Here is a 19,647-nt window from a genome sequence, read left to right as displayed (position 1 = left end):
GATGAGGGTTATGAGTCATAGAGCAGATGAGATTCGAAAAAGAATGGCCAGGAAAAGAAAGCGGAAGACGCCGGACAAACAGCTCTTTTCGTCAGACGGCAAAAACCGGCCGGTCAAGCCGCCTGCATGGACAGCCTTTTCGGAAGATGAAAAGGGAGGAGACTTTTCTCCGCCTGAAGGAAGCTCCCTGCTGATAAACGGGAAGCACCCGCTTGTCAAGGCGGATGCGCTCATCATGAAATGTCTTCTGTCGGCATGCCTTGTTCTTGTGTCCGCCATTGCCTACAAAGGCCAGTTTGAACCCGCAAACCAAATCAAACCGGTCATCAGCCAGGTGTTTACTGAAGAGTTCCAATTTGCGGCCCTCCAGAATTGGTATGAATCCAAGTTCGGCGATCCCCTCGCATTCTTTCAACCGAAAGGCGCCAAACAGTCCGGCCAGGTCGAGGTGAATCAGGATCTCGCTGTACCTGCCATGGGAAAGGTTCAGGAGAAATTCTCAGGCCAGGGCATTAAGGTAGAAACAGAAGACGAAACGATCCGCAGCATGAAGGAAGGCTATGTCATTGAAGTGGACAAAAATCCGGAAACAGGCCTGACGGTGGTCCTGCAGCATGCGGACAACAGCTATACCTACTACGGCCAGCTGAAAAAAGCGGATGTCGCTTTATACGATTTTATAGATAAAGGAACGAAGCTCGGAACGATTGAGCAGGATAAAAATCAAAAAGGCGTCTATTACTTTGCGATCAAACAAGGAGAGGAATTTGTCGACCCGATACAGGTGATCACATTTGAATAAATGGACGGAGCTCTTCACCAAGCTTCACATTCATCCGCTGCTGTGGCTTGTCATGGCAATCGGTATCATGACAGGACATATTAAAGCGCTGTTTTGTTTAATGATCATTATTTTAATCCACGAGCTTGGCCACGCTGCTGCTGCCGTTTATTTTTCATGGAGAATTAAAGGTATTTTCCTGCTGCCTTTTGGAGGAACGCTGGAAGTCGATGAACATGGCAACAGACCGTTAAAGGAAGAGCTAGCCGTCATCGCCGCGGGGCCTGTTCAGCACATTTGGCTTCAATTTGCAGCCTGGCTTTTGGCGGTCAATTCGCTCGTCAGCCCTCATATATTTGAAACGTTTACCTTTTACAATCTGACCATTCTCTTGATTAATCTGTTTCCGGTTTGGCCGCTTGATGGCGGGAAGCTGCTGTTTCTGCTGTTTTCAAAACGCCTTCCATATCAGAAAGCGCAGCGGATGATGCTGACTGTGTCGTGCTTTTGCTGCGCTGTTCTAATCGCGGCGATTTTGTTGGTTTCCCCGTCACAGCTGAGCGCTTGGGTGCTCCTCGTATTTTTGGCTGCATCCCTTTACCAGGAATATCGCAATCGGCATTACACCCATATCCGTTTTTTGCTTGAGCGTTACTATGGAAAGGAGAGGGAAGTGCGGCGCCTCGCACCGATCACGGTGTGCGCCGAACAGCAGATTTATGAGGTCATGCTCATGTTTAAGAGGGGCTGCAAACACCCGATCATTATTGAGAAGGACGGACAAAAACTGAGCCAGATGGATGAAAACGAAGTTCTCCACGCTTATTTTACAGACAAGCGCACGACTTCCTCCATGGAAGATCTGCTTTTGGTTTATTGACCGTCCATCCTTCTAAAAGACATTGACACTCGGGCTCTTTTCTGGTATATTTTTTAATGTTATGGATGTAGCACCCGTGCTACAACCGCTCAGCACAGGTGTTAAGTGCTTCTTAGCCCCCTGTGACTGGCGAGTCTTAGTTTATTAGGAGGTGCAGAGATGTACGCAATTATTCAAACAGGCGGAAAACAAATCAAAGTTGAAGAAGGCCAAACTGTATACGTCGAAAAGCTTGCTGCTGAAGCCGGCGAAACAGTTACTTTTGACAACGTATTGTTTGTCGGCGGTGAAAATGTTAAAGTTGGCAGCCCTACGGTTGAAGGTGCTACGGTAACAGGCAAAGTTGAAAAACAAGGCCGCGCTAAAAAAATTACCGTATTTAAGTACAAACCGAAGAAAAACCAACATAAAAAACAAGGTCATCGTCAACCTTACACTAAAGTTGTAATCGAAAAAATCAACGCTTAAGGCGTGTATGATATGATTCATGCAAAGGTTACCAGATCCCGATCGAACAAGGACATCCTAGGCTTTGAAATGTCGGGACATGCGAATTTTGCTGAACATGGTCAGGATCTCGTTTGTGCAGGGGCATCGGCGGTCGCCTTTGGAGCCGTCAATGCCGTGATGAAGCTGACAGGCATTGAGCCGGTCATTGACCTCGGGGAAGACGGCGGATTTTTATCTTTCGGATTCCCGGACGGTACGGATCGGGAGGCTTTTGAAAAGGCGCAGCTCCTTCTCGAAGGCATGATCGTCTCCCTTGAAACGATCGAACGAGACTACAAAGGTTACTTAAAAGTAACGACGAACAAAATATAGGAGGTGAGCTACATGCTAAGATTAGATCTTCAGTTTTTTGCATCTAAAAAAGGAGTAGGTTCAACGAAGAACGGACGTGACTCTGAGGCGAAGCGCCTAGGTGCTAAACGTGCAGACGGTCAATTCGTATCTGGCGGTTCCATCCTTTATCGTCAGCGCGGAACAAAAATCTATCCAGGTGAAAACGTTGGGCGCGGCGGAGATGACACTCTATATGCAAAAGTCGACGGAACTGTTAAATTCGAACGTTTCGGCCGTAACCGCAAAAAAGTGAGCGTATATCCTGTAGCCTAACCTTTAAACGAAACTCCGGTCGTTATGACCGGAGTTTTTTACATACAGCACCATGACTTGCTTAAAACACCTTCCCGCCGCCTGAACAAGGCCGGGTTTCCGCTCTGATTCTGCTTCGTTAAAGCATATAAACGTGTTTCATTTATACTGCCTTCTCTGTTATAATTCAAAGTACAAACTGAATCAGACTCCTAAAAGAGAGAACAAACGATTGGGAGTGCCAAAATGGAAGAAACTTCGAAAAGACAAGAAAAGAATATGGACGATAAGGCTTTGACACGTGAGCTTATCCATCTGCTCAGCCACTCAAGGCACGACTGGATGAATAAACTGCAATTGATTAAAGGAAACTTAACATTAAAAAAGTATGACCGCGTATTTGAAATTATTGATGAAGTGGTCATCGAAGCTCAGCATGAATCAAAGCTTTCAAACCTTAAAATCCCGCGTGCGGCGTATGAGCTGCTTACATTTAACTGGATGGCCCATTCGCTGACGCTTGAATATGAGGTGATCGGTCAGGTCAGGGATTTGTCAGCTTATGAAGAGAAGCTCGTCGTTCTCGTCAGAAAGCTGTTTGGGATTTTTGACGATGCCGTTTTGAAAGGCAGCGACAATCATCTGACGATCACGCTGCAGACGGACGGTGCGGACGACCGCCTTGTCATCTTTCTGGATTTCCACGGCGTATTCACAAAGCTGACCGGTATCAAAGACTTTCATCATTCACTGGCCGACTTTTATGAAATCAAGCGGTTTGATGTAACAGACCGGGAGTGCATCGCCGAAATTCATATCAAGTAACGCGGTTTTTTAGGAATAGAACGGAGGACATTATGTTTGTTGATCAGGTAAAAATATACGTAAAAGGCGGAGACGGAGGCAACGGTATGGTTGCTTTCCGCCGCGAAAAATATGTGCCAAAAGGAGGCCCTGCCGGAGGTGATGGCGGAAAAGGCGGAGACGTCGTTTTCAAAGTTGACGAAGGTCTCAGCACGCTGATGGATTTTAGATATCAAAGACATTTTAAGGCAGTGCGCGGAGAACACGGCATGTCTAAAAACCAGCACGGCCGAAATGCCGAAGACATGGTTGTAAAAGTCCCGCCCGGCACTGTTGTCATTGACGATGATACAAAGCAGGTCATCGCTGATCTAACGGAGCACGGACAGGAAGCCGTCATCGCAAAAGGAGGACGCGGCGGACGGGGCAATACCCGTTTTGCGACGCCTGCCAACCCGGCGCCGCAGCTTTCTGAAAACGGCGAACCCGGCAAGGAGCGCTATATCGTTCTCGAGCTGAAAGTTTTGGCCGATGTCGGTCTTGTCGGTTTCCCAAGCGTCGGAAAATCAACACTCCTGTCTGTCGTGTCTTCGGCCAAGCCGAAAATTGCCGATTACCACTTTACAACGCTGAATCCGAATCTCGGAATGGTCGAAACGGAAGACGGACGCAGCTTTGTAATGGCGGATCTTCCGGGACTGATTGAGGGGGCGCACGAAGGAGTTGGCCTCGGACACCAATTCCTCAGGCATATCGAAAGAACGCGCGTCATCGTCCACGTGATTGACATGTCGGGTCTTGAAGGGCGCGACCCGTATGAAGATTATGTGACCATCAATAAAGAGCTTGAACAGTATAATCTGAGGCTGACAGAACGTCCTCAAATTATTGTCGCCAATAAAATGGATATGCCGGATGCGGAAGAAAATCTGAAGGCTTTCAAAGAAAAGCTTACAGATGATTACCCTGTTTTTCCAATCAGTGCGGTGACCAGACAAGGCTTGAGGGATCTGCTGTTTGAAATTGCCGACCGTTTGGAAACGACGCCGGAATTCCCGCTCTACGACGAGGAAGACATGGCTGAAAACAGAGTCATGTATAAGCTTGAGGATGAGGAAGCGCCGTTTGAGATCAGCCGTGATCCTGACGGCACCTTCGTGCTCAGCGGAGCCAAGCTTGAACGCTTATTTAAAATGACGGATTTTTCAAGAGACGAGTCTGTTAAGCGTTTTGCCAGACAGCTTCGCGGAATGGGCGTTGATGATGCGCTTCGGGCCCGCGGTGCGAAAGACGGGGATACGATCCGTCTTCTCGAATTTGAATTTGAATTTATCGACTGATCATACCGGAGAGTTTGCCAAGCAAGCTCTCCGACTTTTAGCTGAAAGGAACACCTTTCCTTTTGCTGGATCAATGTAAAGGAATCAGGGTTTTTAAAAGGAGAGAAAAGTCTGTGAAAGAGGAGACCTTTTATCTTGTCAGGGAAGACGTGCTGCCGGAGGCAATGCGGAAAACACTTGAGGTCAAAAAGCTGATTGAGCGGAAAAAAGCGGAATCTGTAGCTGAAGCCGTCCAAAAGGTAGATTTGAGCCGAAGCGCTTTTTACAAGTATAGAGATGCGGTTTTTCCTTTTTATACGATGGTCAAGGAACAGATTATCACGCTTTTTTTTCATTTGGAGGACCGTTCGGGAACGCTGTCCCATCTGCTGCAAGTGGTAGCTGAATCGGGCTGCAATGTGCTGTCGATCCACCAGACCATCCCTCTTCAAGGAAGAGCGAATGTCACGCTGTCTGTCAGTACGAGAGGAATGGATGAGAATATCGATTTGCTGATGAACAAATTAAGAAAGCTGGAATTCGTAGAAAAGGTCGAAATACTAGGTTCGGGCGCTTAAAGGGAGAGAATGTCATATATCATGAGTATGAGAGTAGGTTATTTAGGTCCAGAAGCAACTTTTACGCACCTTGCTGTCTGCTCCTGCTTTTCAGATGCAGACCAGCAGGCATTTAACACGATACCCGCCTGTATGGATGCGGCGATGAACGGAGAGATCGATCTGGCTGTCGTCCCGCTTGAAAATGCGATTGAAGGATCGGTGAATTTGACAATAGACTACTTAATTCACGAACAGCCTCTTTATATTGTCGGAGAAATCACTGCTCCCATCCGTCAGCATTTGCTTGTGCATCCTACGAGAAAAGAGGCTTGGGAAGACATTCAGAAGGTTTATTCCCATTCCCATGCCATCGCGCAATGCCATAAATTTTTGCACAGCAAGTTTCGCTCCATTCCGTTTGAATATGCGACATCCACCGGAGCAGCTGCAAAATACGTGAGCAAAAATCCGGACGAGAACATCGGCGTGATCGCCAATGAAATGGCAGCCGATACGTATGGATTAGACATCGTCAAAAGAGATGTGCATGACTATGAATACAATCACACGAGATTTGTGATGCTTCATCCGGATCACGAGGCATCCCCGCCGGTCAATCCTCAGCTGAAGGGAAGGCCGAAAACGACTTTGCTGGTGACCCTTCCTTCGGACAGATCAGGGGCTCTCCACCAGGTGCTGTCGGCTTTCGCCTGGAGAAATTTGAATCTTTCTAAAATTGAATCGCGGCCGACAAAAACCGGTCTCGGCAATTATTTCTTCATTATTGATATTGAAATGGCACTTGACGACGTGCTGATTCCAGGTGCAATAGCTGAGCTTGAAGCTTTGGGCTGCAAGGTGAAAATGCTCGGAGCCTACAATGCATATACACTATAAAAGAAAGGTCCTTTGCGTCGATAACGGCAAAGGACCTTTTCTTTATTCGGGAATGAGGATGCCCGCTTTTTGGAGGGCGTCACAAGCTTGTTCGATCTTCTCTTCGTCATCTGCCTCCAATGTGTGCAGATGGATGCCGTTTGTCAGTTGAGACAGATAAGCGGCGTTTGTCGAAGAGATTTTTTTGACGAAATCCGAGACTTCTTTTCTTGTGCTGACCCTGATCGAAGCTGTTAAGTCGCCGTAGACCGGATGTTCAATCGTTACATCTTTCACCGTTACGCCAAAGTCGACGATCAGATTCAGTTCTTCTTCTGTTTTTTCCGGCTCGTGGTCACAGGCGATGATCCGCTGAACCGGCTGTTTTTTGCCGAGGGCCGACCGCAAATACATGTATCCTTGGCTTGTTGCGATGATCGGTTCGTTTTTTGCTTTTAATAAAGAAATGTCCTGTACGATGACCTGCCGTGAAACAGATGCTTTTTTCGCCAGTTCGCTTCCTGTCAGCGGAGCCTCAGACTCCTTCAGCCAGTCCAGCAGCTGCTGGCGCCGCTCAGCTCCCGTAAGTTTTATTCCGTCTGCCAATCCGATGGTCTCCTTTCTCATGCATCATATCTTCAAAAACGTCCAACAGCTGATCAACATGTTCGCTTGTCGTATCGCATCCGAACGAAATTCGAATGAATTGAAGCGCGAGCTCCCTTGGGATCAAAAGGGCTTTCATCGTATTCGAAGGCTCATGATAGCCCGCAGAACACGCGCTTCCGGTAGAAATGCAAATTCCTCTCCGATTACATTCCAGCATAGTATATTGTCCTTCAAAGGAATGAAAAAAACAACCTATAATATGCGGCAGAACATGAGAATTTACCGAATCCGGCACAGCAAGGGAGACGGGGAGCTTCCGGGTTTTTGCCCCTTCCAGAAAACGGGCGCGCAGCTCCTGATATTTGAGATACGCGGCATCCATACGGTTTATTGTCAACTCGGCAGCGGTAATGAAAGCGCCGATTCCGGGGACATTGACGGTGCCGCTCTTAAATCCGTTTTCATGCAAAGTGCCCGGGTAGACGGGTTTCCAGTTCACACCCGGCCGAATATAGACAGCCCCAACTCCTTTTGGGCCGTATACTTTATGGCTTGAGACAGATAGGGCATCAGCGCCGAGATCATCAACGCCGACCGGAATCTTGGCAAATGTTTGTACGCAGTCGCTGTGCAGGAGCACATCCCGCTTATGCAGATAAGCCGAGAGCTTTGCCAGGGGCTGGATGACGCCTGTTTCTGAATTGGCATGCTGAATCGAGACGAGACCTGTATCAGGGCGGAGGTGCCGTTCCAGTATCTCCGTTGTGATGATGCCTGAAGCATTCGGCTTCATCAAGTCGACTTCAATCCCCAGCATCTCAAGATGCTGTTTCAAAATGTGGATCGACTGATGTTCCATTTCTGCCATTAAAAAACGCTGCTTCCCGGCGGGGAGCCCATTTAAGATCGAGTGAATCGCCAAAAAATTGGCTTCGGTGCCGCCGCTCGTAAAATAAACGCCTTCTTCTTCACCTGATAAAAGTTCTGCCATCCTTTGGCGGCAGTAACGCAGAATGCTTTCGGCTTTCCCTCCCGCATCGTGCAGGCTGCTCGAATTTCCGTACACGTCTGTGCTCAGTTTTTGAAACGCGTCCAAAGCTTCTTTTGACACCGGTGTCGTCGCTGCATAATCAAGATAAATCACGGCTCTCGTCTCCCATTCTTTATAAAAAATACTTGAGTTTATTTTATCGATGTGTAAATATAGGTGTCAAGACACATGTAAATTCACAGGGGGAGTCGATATGTCTCATCAGACGATTATTGTTGTCGGAGCAGGTGCCGCTGCGCTGTCTTTTGCTGCATCCATTCCGCCGTCTTATGAAGTGATTGTGATGACAAAAGCATCTGTAAAAGACAGCAATTCAACCCTTGCTCAGGGAGGAATTGCATCGGCTGTACTGCCTCGCGATTCCTGGTCAGCTCATGCGGACGACACGTTGTATGCCGGATGCGGCCACAACCAAATTGAAACGGTCCAAGATGCCATTAAAGACGGACAGCACCTTGTTGATGAGCTGATCCTTCAGCATTTCCCTTTTGACACTGACGAATCTGGAAAGCTCAGCCTCGGAAAAGAAGGTGCACATTCGATGAACAGAATTTTACATGCCGGGGGAGACGCAACAGGACAGGCGCTGATCCGGCACTTAATCGGACGGCTCGGTCCTCACGTCGTGCTGAAAGAATACGAAATGGCGGCGGATTTATGGATTGAAGACGGACGCTGTTGTGGCGTCTGGACGAAAGACCGCCAGGGAAAGACTTTTCTCAGGAAAGCCGACTTTGTTGTGCTGGCGGCAGGAGGCTGCGGAAATCTATTTCAAATCAACACAAATAACCGTTCTGTGACAAGCGATGCGATCTCTTTGGCGTATCGGGCAGGAGCCGAGCTCGCAGATTTGGAATTCGTTCAATTTCATCCTACATTGCTCGTCAACGACGGGCGTGCACACGGGCTTGTTTCAGAAGCGGTGCGCGGTGAAGGTGCTGTATTGGTTGATGAAAGCGGAAAGCGGGTGATGGAAGGCATTCACCCCCTGCAGGATTTAGCGCCGCGGGACGTCGTATCTCGCGCGATTCACGAAAAGCTTGGCTGCGGAAGCAGCGTATTTTTGGATATTTCTCGTATACCAAATTTTAAAAGCCGCTTCCCTACGATTTCCTCTCTTTGCGAAAAAGCCGGAATTTCCATTGAAGAAGGCCGGATTCCGGTTTCACCGGGCATGCATTTTTTAATGGGGGGCGTTTCTGTGAACAAATGGGGGGAAACGGCCGTTCCAAACCTTTATGTGATCGGTGAAGCCGCATGCACCGGCTTTCATGGCGCCAACCGTCTGGCAAGCAATTCTCTCTTGGAATGCATCGTCTTCGGAAGGAGAGCGGCGGATCGGATTCAAACTTGTCAAAAACCGGAGCCTGTCAAAGGCCAATCTCCTCAGCCTGAGAATGTGACGTATTCTGTTCCTCTGACAGATGTGAAGGATATTCAGAAACAAATGACGGATCATGCATCGATCGTGCGGACGGAGGATGAATTGGTGAAGGTGAAAGAATGGCTTGAACGATTGCCGGTTCAAATCGTAAATGTGAAAGAAATCACAAAAGAACAGCTTGAATTAGCTCATTTATGGCAGACTGCCAAACAGATGACAGCCTCAGCACTGCTTCGTACAGAAAGCAGAGGCGGCCATTACCGTTCAGATTGCCCGATCCCAGATGATAAAAACTGGCATGGCAAGCAAATCGTTCACACAAAAGGCGGGATCAAGATGAGACAAAACGAAGGGATTGTGAAATATGCAGCGGTTCATGCTTAGGAACATGCTTGAGGAATTTTTCAAGGAAGATATCGGCTGGGGGGATCTCACTTCAGAAGCCGTTTTTGATGACAATCAACAATGTGAAGCTGTCATCACAGCAAAGGATGACGGCTTGTTTGCAGGAGAATTAGTGATTCTGGAAGGCTTTCGGCTCCTTGATGAAACGATCGCCGTCCAAATGCTGAAAACAGATGGCGAAGCGGTTCATGAAGGAGAAACGATCGCGCGGCTCAAAGGTCGTGCAGCTTCCCTCATGACCGGCGAACGGGTCGTGCTGAATCTCATCCAAAGAATGTCGGGGATCGCCACATTAACAAAGCAGTCCGTGATCAGGCTGAATGATCCGGATATCGCGATTTGTGATACGAGAAAGACGACACCGGGCCTGCGCGTCCTTGAAAAATACGCGGTCAAAACCGGCGGGGGCTGCAATCACCGCTTTGGCTTGGACGGCGGCATTATGATTAAAGACAACCACATTGCCGCCTGCGGATCGATTTCAAAAGCGGTTGAAAGAGCACGGTTAGCGTGCGGCCATATGGTCAAGATCGAAGTGGAGATTGAGTCTGAACAAGAGCTCCATGAAGCGATTGCGGCTGGAGCCGATATCATTATGTTTGACAATTGCCCTCCTGAAACGGTGAAAGCATTTGCGGAAATGACACCCGCCGGCATTATTACGGAAGCTTCAGGCGGAATTTCATTTGAAAATCTCCCCGCATACAGGGGGACAGGAGTGCACTGTATTTCATTGGGCTACTTGACTCATTCGGCGAAAAGCCTTGATATCAGCATGAATGTTGATCTGAAAAAATAAGCGGGATTGGAGAGGTGACAGATGTCTATTTTAAATTTGATTCATGACAGGAACGCAGGCATGATGCCGGAGCTGTATAAAGAATTGACCGAAGAAGAAATGGCCGGAAGGATTTTGAAAATCAAAAAGAAATTCGGAGAAAGATTGTTTATCCCTGGGCACCACTATCAAAAAGACGAAGTGATCCAATTTGCGGACGCGACGGGAGATTCGCTCCAGCTGGCACAAGTCGCCCAAAAAAATAAAAAAGCAGAATATATCGTGTTCTGCGGCGTACATTTTATGGCAGAAACAGCCGATATGCTCACTTCGGATGAACAGATTGTCGTTTTGCCGGACATGCGTGCAGGCTGTTCGATGGCCGATATGGCCAACATGCAGCAGACAAACCGTGCCTGGGAAGAGCTGATAGAGCTGTTTGGCGATACGGTCATTCCGCTCACATATGTCAATTCGACAGCGGAAATCAAAGCTTTTGTGGGAAGAAACGGGGGAGCAGCCGTGACATCCTCAAATGCGGCCCGCATGTTGACATGGGCACTATCGCAAAAGGAGAGGATTTTATTTCTTCCGGATCAGCACTTGGGACGCAACACGGCATTTGACCTCGGCATTCCACTCAGCAGGATGGCGATATGGGATCCAATTGCAGAAAAACTTGAGTATAACGGCGATTTGGAAGACATAAAAATCATTTTGTGGAAGGGGCATTGCTCTGTTCACGAAAAATTTACCGTCGCGAATATCAAAAGCGTTAAAGAGCGGGATCCGGACATCAATGTTATCGTTCATCCGGAATGCACCCACGAAGTCGTCGCGCTCAGCGATTTCAGCGGGTCTACAAAAAAAATCATCGACACGATTAATGAAGCAAAACCGGGGAGCAAATGGGCGGTTGGAACAGAGATGAACCTTGTTTCGCGCATCATTCAAGAACATCCTGATAAACAAATTGAATCCCTTAATCCTGATATGTGCCCTTGTTTGACAATGAACAGAATCGACATGCCGCATTTGCTGTGGTCGCTGGAGCAGATTGACAAAGGTGAACCGACAGGCGTGATCAAAGTTGATCAAAATATCGCAAAAGATGCCATTCTAGCGCTGAATCGGATGTTGACGATCCGTTAGCTTTTTGGAGAACAAGTTTTTATCATAACCCCTCCGCTATGCGCATAAATTTGTGGAGAAGCATATTTGTTATTCTCATCTGTTCGTTCACGTTTTTGCATAGGAGGGGAAAACGTTGAAAATTCATATTGTCCAAAAGGGCGATTCTTTGGAAAAAATCGCGGAAAGATATGAAGTGGACTTTGAAGAACTGAAAAAGCTGAATTCGCAGCTGAGCAATCCAGACTTGATCATGCCGGGCATGAAAATCAAAGTACCGTCAGGGGGAGTGCCGGTCAAAAAAGAAGAACAGCTCAATATGCGAAAAGAATTACCGAAAAAACAGCAGGAACATCCATTTGCAAAAGAAAAGCCGAAAAGCAAGCTTGATGTTGAAGATATAAAACCGAAAGAAAAGCCTTCGGTTCCTTATGTTCCGCCTGTCCCGAACATCGGGCAGTCAAGTTTGCCTGAAGGCGACATATCGAATTTTTATCAAAGCGTCAATCAGCTTCATCAGCCGTACGTACCTCCAAAACCTTATGAACATCAAGAGAAAGGCTCCAACATGTATAATCCATGGACAAATGAGGAGGAGAATCATATGGAAAATGTCAATTATCCGAATGTTCCGCAGCCGCCAAATGTCGGTGCAGCAGGTGATGAAAATAAGCAGTTTCACGGCATGCCGAATGTAGCTGCAGCGGGATATCATCACCATCCATATCCTTATCCGTTCTATCCTGGAGGATGCTGGATTCCTGTTTCACCGGTGCTGCCTGGATCGGGATTATGCCACCCTTGGCATCCATATCCTGCTCATATGCCTTACATGCATCAGCCTAGCTATGTATCTCCTGCTGAATATGACGGTGATGACAACATGGGGCATGACAATGCCGGTCATCACGGATATCATCATCAGCCGATGACTGCTCCGGCATATGCGCCTTATCAGCAGTTCCCGGGATTTGCACCGCCAAACGTCGGTCACGCGGGCGATCCTAATATGGCACACGGCAAAGAAGATGACTGCGGGTGCGGGCCAGGCCAATTCCCGGGAGGTTTTCCAGGTGCGGCGCCATATGGACAAATGCCGCAAATGGGAGCTCCGTACGGTATGGGCGGATACGGACAGCAACAGCCTGCAGGCGGACAGATGTTTAACAGACCGGAAGATGATGAAGACTGATTCGGAGTGGGACGATGATCTATCGTTCCTTTTTTATTGTCGACCGCTATAAACATTTTCATGCTTTCTAACGGACTGTCTATAACTGTCAAGGGTAACTCTTCGCATCCCGCACATCCTAAAAAAGAGCGTAATGCTCAAATTCAGCGGTTTTCACGGGGGGACTACCATTGGACAGCAAGCTTAAAGTGTTTTCGGGTATTTTGCTTTTGACAGCTGGTCTATCTGCCTGCGGAACGAACGACGCTATAGATAATGGAAACAATACGCGTCCGATCGGATATTATTCAAATGATGCAGATCGTAATGCCGGTCTTGATAATGAAGGTCCTGTTACAGAAATGCTTGAAAACATGAACGGGAGAAACGGTGCAACAAACGTGAACAATCGAGCGGGCAACGGCAATCCCGTTCCAACAGGCGATGGAACTTACAGCCGGGGAGACATGAATTATCACAACCATTTGGTGAATACGGCGGATACAGGCTATGACAGACCGGAAAATCGTAAAATCTCAAGGAATATCACTGGGCGCGTCAACAAATTGAATTATGTTGACGAAAGCCAGGCTGTCGTAACGAATGAAACGGTCATCATCGCGGTACGGTCAGATAAACGGCTGACAAATAACGAGAGAACTCAAATTAGAAAAGCAGCCAAAACGTTTGCTGGAGACCGGACCGTTCAAGTAGTAGAGGACGACGGCGCATTTACAAGGCTGCGCGAAATGAACGATGATCCTCAGAACATTAGGGATCGCGGAGACACGACGAATAACAACTTGAACCGCTTGCGCAACCAATAACAAGCTGGGAATTGCCGGGGATTCCCCGGCAATTTTTTTGTAAGCGTCCGGCCGATTTCTTTACAAAAACGGGGAAAACCGTATAAAGTGTACATAGAGACGAGAATTTTTTTGGAGGTAGAAGATATGGCTGGCCATTCTAAATGGAAAAATATTCAGAGAAGAAAAAATGCCCAAGATGCTAAACGCGGCAAAATTTTCATGAAGCTTGCCAAAGAAATATATGTAGCCGCAAAAGAAGGGGGAGCTGATCCCGAATCTAACGCAAGTCTGCGTCTCGTCATCGATAAAGCCAAAAATGCAAACATGCCAAATGACAACATCGACCGCGCCATCAAAAAAGCTTCCGGCAGCCAGGATGGAAAAAGCTACGAGGAAATTACGTATGAGGGCTACGGCCCAAGCGGGGTGGCTGTCATGGTCAAATGTTTGACAGATAATAAAAACCGGACGGCGACAAGCGTCAGAACCGCTTTCAGCAAAAACGGCGGCAGCTTGGGAGAAACAGGATGCGTTTCTTATATGTTCGACCGGAAAGGATATATTGCAATCGAGCGTGAAGATCTTGAGATAGATGAAGAAGAGTTTATGCTTGAGGTCATTGATGCCGGTGCCGAGGAGCTTGAAACGAGCGAAGAGCTTTTCGAGATTTATACAGAGCCCGAACAGTTTGAAGAAGTGAAGAAAAGCTTGGAGGAGCGCGGCTACCAAATGGCAACAGCCGAAATTACAATGGTTCCGCAAACCTATGCAGAAGTTGATGAAGCGCTTCAGGAAAAAGTCGAAAAGCTCATTGACGTACTTGAAGATGATGACGATGTGCAGGAAGTATATACGAACGTTCATTAAAGAAAAGGACGCCGCTCAAGATTAGCGGCGTCCTTTTCTGCATCATCAACCATTTAGCAGCCATATCAAGCTGCTGCGGAATCAAGATTTGATTGTTCATCATATATTGTGAAGGAATCTGTCATCATGAGAGGAGGTTCTATAAATGGCTGAACAGCGCAAAAATGAGAAGCCTTTCACGGCTATGGACGCCGGTGCGCAAGATCAGGAAACCGCTCAAATCATCGAAAAAATCAACAGCTTTATCACGGGATTTGGCCAATCCATCAATGAGCTGGTTCAGAAAAACAGCGGCATCGATCTGAGAGAGGCCGACCTCACAAAAAGCGAAAATGCAGAGATTAATCAAGCGGTCCAAAATATCATCAGCGAATACATTCAAAATATCAACAGCCTGAATGCTGATCTTAACGGAAAGATCGGTGAATCGATCAACGGCATCGTCACAAGCAAAGATCAAAAAGATGTTTAAACATTTGACAGCATGACATGTATTGCCGGCGAAGCTCTATTCAGCCTTGCCGGCAAGTTTTTTTATACATATAAAAATGCTGAAGTGAAAACCGATCGGGCTGTAACGCTCAAATGCTTTTTTTCATGCCGCAGCGCCGGCATTCGCGCAAAAACTGCCCGTTTTTTACAGAGCTTTTAAACAGGGTGTAATCACAATTGTCGCATCGTCCGTGGCGGACATCTGGATATTGATTGTAATCATAAACTTGTGTCAGGTCGTAGCCTTTTGTTTCATATTCTGTTTCCATGTTTTATCACCTGCATTTTTATTGTCGGTATTAGGATAACAGAACGGAGAGAAAAAGAAAATATAACATCTGCAGCCGGCAGACGCAGCTGATTTTTACTTTTATCAAACCGTATACCCCGTTCCTGATAGAACGCCTCATTCTCAAGCGGGATGGGCTGTGGGGAAAACCATGCAACCAGAGACGCCTATAGTTATGAGATTTTCTTCTTAAAATTTATCGATCTTTTAAACTAATGAAAAAGTATTGTTTTAATAAAATTATTTAAATTTTTATTTTTTATCAAACTTATTCATAATTGAACGCGTCATGTCTAAAGCGTAAAATAACTGTGTCACAAAAAAGCCAAATATACAATGAGGCATGAAGGGCATGCTTAGAAATCGAAAGGTAGTGTAAAAGGGGAATAATCAATGAAGAAAAAAGTACTCATCTACTTGGTGATCGCAGCAGTGATGATAAATGGTGTATACAGGTGGTCTGAAAAAACAACCCGGGAGAACTATCAGATCCAGGCCGGGGACAGATACAAGAACTTCAAGGAATTGCAGGAACACGAAAAAAGCGGCTATGACATTGAGTATCATGAAAAAGCGGGAAGCGACTGTTTAATCTTTTCGCCTCACGGAGGAAGAATAGAAGGCGGAGTGAGCGAGCTTGTCCGAGCTTTCAAAGATAATTATTCAACTTATTTATTCGAAGGAAAAAAGGATGAGAACAACTCCGATCTTCATATTACAAGCACAAACTTTGACGAGCCTCTGGCATTGCAGAAAATCAAAGAACACCGCTATACCATCGCATTTCACGGCTATTCTGGCGACCGCCCGCACACGCTTGTGGGAGGAACGGACAGAAAGCTGGCAAAAGCTATCGTCAAATCGCTGAAGAAGTCTGACTTTTCCGCAGAATTGGTCAAAGTGGACGGGAAATTTGCAGGAACTGCTGAGGAAAACATCAATAATGAAAGCCAGACAGGAATGAGCGTGCAGCTTGAAATCAGCACGGCCCAAAGGAAAGAGTTTTTCGAAGACTTTTCTTATAAAGAGAGGGAGGAGACAAAAACGAGAACATTCCGCAAATATGTCAAGGCGGTCCGAAGGGTGCTGCAGGATAGATGCTGAAAATGGAAACTCGTGTTATTCTGTGTATGAACTGCTAAAACATGAAGGAGGAATAAAAGAATGGAACGGAAAGACCGCATCGTTCAGGAATTTATGTCCCACCGCCTGGTGACAGAAGAACTGATTCAAAAGATTGATGAAAAACATCTCGATTACAAACCGACTGAAACGTCAATGCCTGCGAAGGAACTTGTCACGCATATGCTGCAATCTTTCTATGTCTTTGCATCGGCGGCAAAGGAAGGGAACGGTGAGCCTTTTAAAAAGAAGCCGGAAGAAACAGGGGCAAGCCTGAGCGAGCTCGCCAAAACGTATACAGAAAAAACAAAAAAGCTGCTTGAATCTTTTACGGATGAAGAATTGGATCGTGAAGTTGATTTGACCGGTGTCTTCGGACGAAAAATAGCCGGCGAACAGCTGCTGCAACTCGCGATCGGACACGAAATTCATCACAAAGGCAATCTGTTTGTTTATGTGCGTGAAATGGGACACACGGATCTGCCTTTGTACGTAAAGATTCATTGATCCCGGGAGCCTGAATATAAACCCTCCTTGAAAGAAAACCGGTTAAAAAGGAATACGAAAGCAGCCGGGAGTACACATTATAAGTAAAAGCTAAAGGAGGGTGTCAGGATGAATACGCAGCGTGCCCAGGAAATCGTCGAATCACCCGACATGGTTGATGTTACTTATAACGGCAGGCCGATTTATATTCAGCGTGTCAACGAACAAAATGAAACCGCAAGAATCTTTCCGCTCGGCCAGCCGGAGAACGAGCAGGAAGTACCGCTCGCAAATTTGGAAGAACATTAAAAAGCAACCCCTTCTGATGAAGGGGTTTTGTTTTGTATTTGACCATTATATAACCATCAAAAAAACACCCGAAAGCCCGAGTGTTTAATTTATAATTTTCGCAAGGCCTCTTACTGCCAACCTCAGCACATAAAACAACGGCTCAAGCAAATCAACGAGATAAAGATAATCCCATTTGTCATCATTTCGTTTATTTTTTTTCTTCAACAGTTGTTTCTCCTTTCTTGACGGTAATGGGGTTATTTCATATACGGGCATGCTTCCTTTAAGTTTCAGATTACGGGTGAAATTTGTTTTTTCTGGAGGCCCATTGTTTTTTAAGCCAGCTTTTTTTATAAAGATAAGCGATCAATTCCATCCACAGCTTAGGAAGCCTCTGCGGGAAACGGTTTTTTTTGTAAATGGTTTGATAGGCTGTTTTTAAGTCATCCCATTGTCTGCATTCTTTCGTCTGCAAAAATCTGGCGACATCGATGACTTTGATTGTTCCAGACGGCGTCAATATCAGGTTTCGGAGGTGGATATCGGATGGATTCAACCCTTTCCGCCTCGCATCGTTCAATGCGCGGTCGACCTCGCAGATCATGTCATCATCGATCGGAATGCCTTTGTTTAAACACTCATAAAAAGTGTATCCTTTAATATACTCCATTAATATATATGATGGCCCTGTTTCATATATATCAGGATAATAATTCGAATCAGAAAGCTTTTTGTAAATCTCAGCTTCCCTTGCGGCAATGTTCTTAAATTCGGGAAAAAAGACTTTAAGAGCCATTTCCCTGCCCTCTTCAGTCAGCTTAAAAACGTATGCGCTCCTGCCTTTCCCGATCAACTCCAGGTCATCGGGTTTTTGGACAAGTTTGTTGAACTTTTTTTTCGTATCATACTTTACGGCTTCTGCATAGGTTTGCGCCTTTTTCACGCTGAGCTCACCTTCTTTTTAAGGGCTGGTTTCAAACGAAAAACTCTCTATAATGTTGTTTATACATGAGAACGGGCGGTTTTGCACCTTAAATGCTTTTGAGTTCTTCATATTGGTTTGAAAATGTAACATTCGTAAACCGGTTGTCATCTAAAAAGAGATCGCTTGCTTTTTTAGATTAATTTTTAAAAGCGTTGGTCAAACTATAGATATGATCGTTAAGGCAAAAAAGAAGGTGATATTGATGAACAGCCGAAGCAAGTTCAAAATCGGTTTATTGCTTATTGGAAGTCTGCTGGCCGCGCTCAGCTTTCACCTGGAGGCCTTGGCCGAAAAGCCGGCTAAAGTTCAAATCCAGCTTGAAAAGGTTTATCTGGATGGAGACGTTGGAATCGAAAATAAAGTAGAGGCCGCTCGTACACTGGAAGACTTTAAAGCTGCCTATAAAGGGTGGCAGCTTATCGATCAGAAAAAGGGGTTTATTCTGTTTCGCAAACAGGTGGACGACATTTCTCCCCTCAGCAAAACAAACGGTTATATCGGAGTGACGGAAGACGGCGTAATTTCGACTTTTCACGGCCGCCCTGGCATATTATCAGAACCGATTCAATCGTTTTTTCAGATTGATATAAAGCGCCTGGAAAGCCGGATGGCGGATGATTTGCGCAAAGGGATACCATACCGCACGAAAAAGGAATTTGAACATGTTATTGAAGCCGTAAAATCATCCGGAAGCCAACATCATGTAAAAGATATGAAGACATGACGCTGTTATGTCTTTTTTCAGCTGCAAACAGAACCCTTTTTTAGCGAACATATGTTAACTTTTTCATTCTAGCTTTGCCTGTTTTGTGTTACAATGAAGAGCAGTCAAAGAGGTGAATGAACGTTGATCGAATTCGTAAAAGGGACGATTGATTATGTATCGCCCCAATATATTGTCATTGAAAACGGCGGGATCGGCTATCAGATCTTTACGCCAAATCCGTTTATTTATAAGAAAAACAGCAAAGAAACAATCTATACATACCATTATGTAAGAGAAGACACAAATGCGCTGTACGGCTTTTCAACAAGGGAAGAAAAGATGCTGTTTACGAAAATGCTGAATGTTACGGGAATCGGCCCAAAAGGAGCGCTTGCGATCCTCGCCTCCGGCGATCCGGGAGCGGTGATTGAAGCGATCGAGAATGAGGACGAAGCATTTCTCGTCAAATTCCCCGGCGTAGGCAAAAAAACGGCAAGGCAGATCATCCTTGATCTGAAAGGGAAGCTTGCAGATGCTGTTCCTGACATCGCGGCCGATCTGTTTAACCATGAAGAGCGGGAGCAAATTCATGAAGCGGAAACGGCTCTTGAGGAGGCGCTTGAAGCATTGAGGGCGCTCGGCTATTCCGACCGGGAAATTAAAAAAGTCCAGCCTCATTTGAAAAAGGAAGAGGCGCTTTCGACGGATCAATACGTTAAAAAAGCATTGCAAAAATTGTTAAAGTAAGGTGATATC

25 protein-coding genes and 1 other annotated feature are annotated in these 19,647 nt (G+C 46.2%); of the genes, 21 read left to right on the top strand and 4 right to left on the bottom strand.

Features of this window, described 5'->3' with window-relative positions:
- Nucleotides 1–10 precede the first annotated feature (10 nt).
- The 9 genes from MKX80_RS15100 (at nt 11) to pheA (ending at nt 6,336) form a co-directional block, all read left to right on the top strand.
- Nucleotides 11–802, top strand: a complete 792-nt coding sequence (locus tag MKX80_RS15100; protein ID WP_268342947.1) for a M23 family metallopeptidase — start codon at nt 11–13, stop codon at nt 800–802.
- Nucleotides 795–1,661 carry a M50 family metallopeptidase gene (locus MKX80_RS15095; protein ID WP_268342946.1) on the top strand — a complete coding sequence of 289 codons (867 nt, stop codon included), beginning with the start codon at nt 795–797 and terminating at the stop codon, nt 1,659–1,661. Before MKX80_RS15100 ends, MKX80_RS15095 begins: the two co-directional genes overlap by 8 nt.
- Before the next feature lie 73 nt (nt 1,662–1,734).
- Nucleotides 1,735–1,808: a sequence feature (ribosomal protein L21 leader region), on the top strand.
- A gap of 12 nt (nt 1,809–1,820) precedes the next feature.
- Nucleotides 1,821–2,129: a 50S ribosomal protein L21 gene (rplU, locus tag MKX80_RS15090; RefSeq protein ID WP_003184027.1), complete on the top strand. Its 309-nt coding sequence runs from the start codon at nt 1,821–1,823 to the stop codon at nt 2,127–2,129.
- Between the two features lie 12 nt (nt 2,130–2,141).
- Nucleotides 2,142–2,483, top strand: coding sequence for a ribosomal-processing cysteine protease Prp (locus tag MKX80_RS15085; RefSeq protein ID WP_043925400.1), 342 nt, complete (start codon nt 2,142–2,144; stop codon nt 2,481–2,483).
- Nucleotides 2,484–2,495: 12 nt separating this feature from the next.
- The gene (gene rpmA, locus MKX80_RS15080) at nt 2,496–2,777 is read left to right on the top strand and encodes a 50S ribosomal protein L27 (RefSeq protein ID WP_003184023.1); all 282 of its coding nucleotides are present in this window, start codon (nt 2,496–2,498) and stop codon (nt 2,775–2,777) included.
- A 225-nt stretch (nt 2,778–3,002) separates the two neighbouring features.
- Nucleotides 3,003–3,581 (top strand): sporulation initiation phosphotransferase B, encoded by a 579-nt coding sequence (locus tag MKX80_RS15075; protein WP_216930405.1) that lies wholly within the window; start codon nt 3,003–3,005, stop codon nt 3,579–3,581.
- 32 nt (nt 3,582–3,613) lie between these two features.
- Nucleotides 3,614–4,900 carry a GTPase ObgE gene (gene obgE, locus MKX80_RS15070; RefSeq protein WP_043925402.1) on the top strand — a complete coding sequence of 429 codons (1,287 nt, stop codon included), beginning with the start codon at nt 3,614–3,616 and terminating at the stop codon, nt 4,898–4,900.
- 113 nt (nt 4,901–5,013) lie between these two features.
- The gene (locus tag MKX80_RS15065) at nt 5,014–5,457 is read left to right on the top strand and encodes an ACT domain-containing protein (protein ID WP_003184018.1); all 444 of its coding nucleotides are present in this window, start codon (nt 5,014–5,016) and stop codon (nt 5,455–5,457) included.
- Between the two features lie 27 nt (nt 5,458–5,484).
- Nucleotides 5,485–6,336, top strand: a complete 852-nt coding sequence (gene pheA / locus MKX80_RS15060; RefSeq protein ID WP_186807185.1) for a prephenate dehydratase — start codon at nt 5,485–5,487, stop codon at nt 6,334–6,336.
- Nucleotides 6,337–6,378: 42 nt separating this feature from the next.
- On the opposite strand, the gene MKX80_RS15055 is transcribed toward pheA, so the two are convergent.
- Both MKX80_RS15055 and MKX80_RS15050 read right to left on the bottom strand, forming a co-directional pair.
- The gene (locus MKX80_RS15055) at nt 6,379–6,921 is read right to left on the bottom strand and encodes a transcription repressor NadR (protein WP_154995843.1); all 543 of its coding nucleotides are present in this window, start codon (nt 6,919–6,921) and stop codon (nt 6,379–6,381) included.
- Nucleotides 6,890–8,068 carry an IscS subfamily cysteine desulfurase gene (locus tag MKX80_RS15050; protein WP_154995841.1) on the bottom strand — a complete coding sequence of 393 codons (1,179 nt, stop codon included), beginning with the start codon at nt 8,066–8,068 and terminating at the stop codon, nt 6,890–6,892. The genes MKX80_RS15055 and MKX80_RS15050 overlap by 32 nt, the downstream gene beginning before the upstream one ends.
- 100 nt (nt 8,069–8,168) lie before the next feature.
- Between MKX80_RS15050 and nadB the strand changes: the two genes are divergently transcribed.
- From nadB to MKX80_RS15015, 7 genes are all read left to right on the top strand, one after another.
- Nucleotides 8,169–9,743, top strand: a complete 1,575-nt coding sequence (nadB, locus tag MKX80_RS15045) for an L-aspartate oxidase (protein ID WP_268325379.1) — start codon at nt 8,169–8,171, stop codon at nt 9,741–9,743.
- Nucleotides 9,724–10,563, top strand: coding sequence for a carboxylating nicotinate-nucleotide diphosphorylase (gene nadC / locus MKX80_RS15040; protein WP_182070285.1), 840 nt, complete (start codon nt 9,724–9,726; stop codon nt 10,561–10,563). Before nadB ends, nadC begins: the two co-directional genes overlap by 20 nt.
- Nucleotides 10,564–10,584: 21 nt before the next feature.
- Nucleotides 10,585–11,694: a quinolinate synthase NadA gene (nadA, locus tag MKX80_RS15035; RefSeq protein WP_154995835.1), complete on the top strand. Its 1,110-nt coding sequence runs from the start codon at nt 10,585–10,587 to the stop codon at nt 11,692–11,694.
- Between the two features lie 115 nt (nt 11,695–11,809).
- Complete coding sequence (safA, locus tag MKX80_RS15030; protein ID WP_154995833.1) at nt 11,810–12,865, top strand: SafA/ExsA family spore coat assembly protein; 1,056 nt, start codon at nt 11,810–11,812, stop codon at nt 12,863–12,865.
- 170 nt (nt 12,866–13,035) lie between these two features.
- Nucleotides 13,036–13,671, top strand: a complete 636-nt coding sequence (locus MKX80_RS15025; RefSeq protein ID WP_154995830.1) for a YhcN/YlaJ family sporulation lipoprotein — start codon at nt 13,036–13,038, stop codon at nt 13,669–13,671.
- 126 nt (nt 13,672–13,797) lie between these two features.
- A complete protein-coding gene (locus MKX80_RS15020; RefSeq protein ID WP_154995828.1) occupies nt 13,798–14,520 on the top strand; it encodes a YebC/PmpR family DNA-binding transcriptional regulator in 723 nt (240 codons plus the stop codon).
- 145 nt (nt 14,521–14,665) lie between these two features.
- Complete coding sequence (locus tag MKX80_RS15015) at nt 14,666–14,992, top strand: hypothetical protein (protein ID WP_154995827.1); 327 nt, start codon at nt 14,666–14,668, stop codon at nt 14,990–14,992.
- A gap of 109 nt (nt 14,993–15,101) precedes the next feature.
- Here MKX80_RS15015 and MKX80_RS15010 read toward each other — a convergent pair whose 3' ends face one another.
- Complete coding sequence (locus MKX80_RS15010; RefSeq protein WP_182070287.1) at nt 15,102–15,281, bottom strand: hypothetical protein; 180 nt, start codon at nt 15,279–15,281, stop codon at nt 15,102–15,104.
- A gap of 413 nt (nt 15,282–15,694) precedes the next feature.
- On the opposite strand from MKX80_RS15010, the gene MKX80_RS15005 reads away from it, so the two are divergent.
- From MKX80_RS15005 to MKX80_RS14995, 3 genes are all read left to right on the top strand, one after another.
- On the top strand, nt 15,695–16,405 hold the full coding sequence (locus MKX80_RS15005; RefSeq protein ID WP_268342674.1) for a poly-gamma-glutamate hydrolase family protein: 711 nt from the start codon (nt 15,695–15,697) through the stop codon (nt 16,403–16,405).
- A 60-nt stretch (nt 16,406–16,465) separates the two neighbouring features.
- Nucleotides 16,466–16,930 (top strand): DinB family protein, encoded by a 465-nt coding sequence (locus MKX80_RS15000; RefSeq protein WP_182070288.1) that lies wholly within the window; start codon nt 16,466–16,468, stop codon nt 16,928–16,930.
- Nucleotides 16,931–17,038: 108 nt separating this feature from the next.
- Nucleotides 17,039–17,218, top strand: coding sequence for a small acid-soluble spore protein H (locus MKX80_RS14995; protein ID WP_154995820.1), 180 nt, complete (start codon nt 17,039–17,041; stop codon nt 17,216–17,218).
- Nucleotides 17,219–17,495: 277 nt separating this feature from the next.
- Here MKX80_RS14995 and MKX80_RS14990 read toward each other — a convergent pair whose 3' ends face one another.
- Nucleotides 17,496–18,143 (bottom strand): protein kinase family protein, encoded by a 648-nt coding sequence (locus MKX80_RS14990; RefSeq protein WP_268342675.1) that lies wholly within the window; start codon nt 18,141–18,143, stop codon nt 17,496–17,498.
- Between the two features lie 244 nt (nt 18,144–18,387).
- Here MKX80_RS14990 and MKX80_RS14985 point away from each other — a divergent pair, with 244 nt between their 5' ends.
- Together MKX80_RS14985 and ruvA are read left to right on the top strand one after the other, a co-directional pair.
- Entirely contained in the window at nt 18,388–18,909 is a 522-nt protein-coding gene (locus MKX80_RS14985; RefSeq protein ID WP_154995816.1) for an intercompartmental signaling factor BofC, read from the top strand.
- A 123-nt stretch (nt 18,910–19,032) separates the two neighbouring features.
- Entirely contained in the window at nt 19,033–19,638 is a 606-nt protein-coding gene (gene ruvA, locus MKX80_RS14980; protein ID WP_154995814.1) for a Holliday junction branch migration protein RuvA, read from the top strand.
- Nucleotides 19,639–19,647: the final 9 nt, after the last annotated feature.

Origin of the sequence: Bacillus sp. FSL K6-0972 (genome assembly GCF_037976035.1) — a bacterium.
GTDB lineage: Bacteria > Bacillota > Bacilli > Bacillales > Bacillaceae > Bacillus > Bacillus haynesii.
Note: the sequence above shows the minus strand (reverse complement) of the source record. Positions and strands in the feature narration are given on the sequence as shown.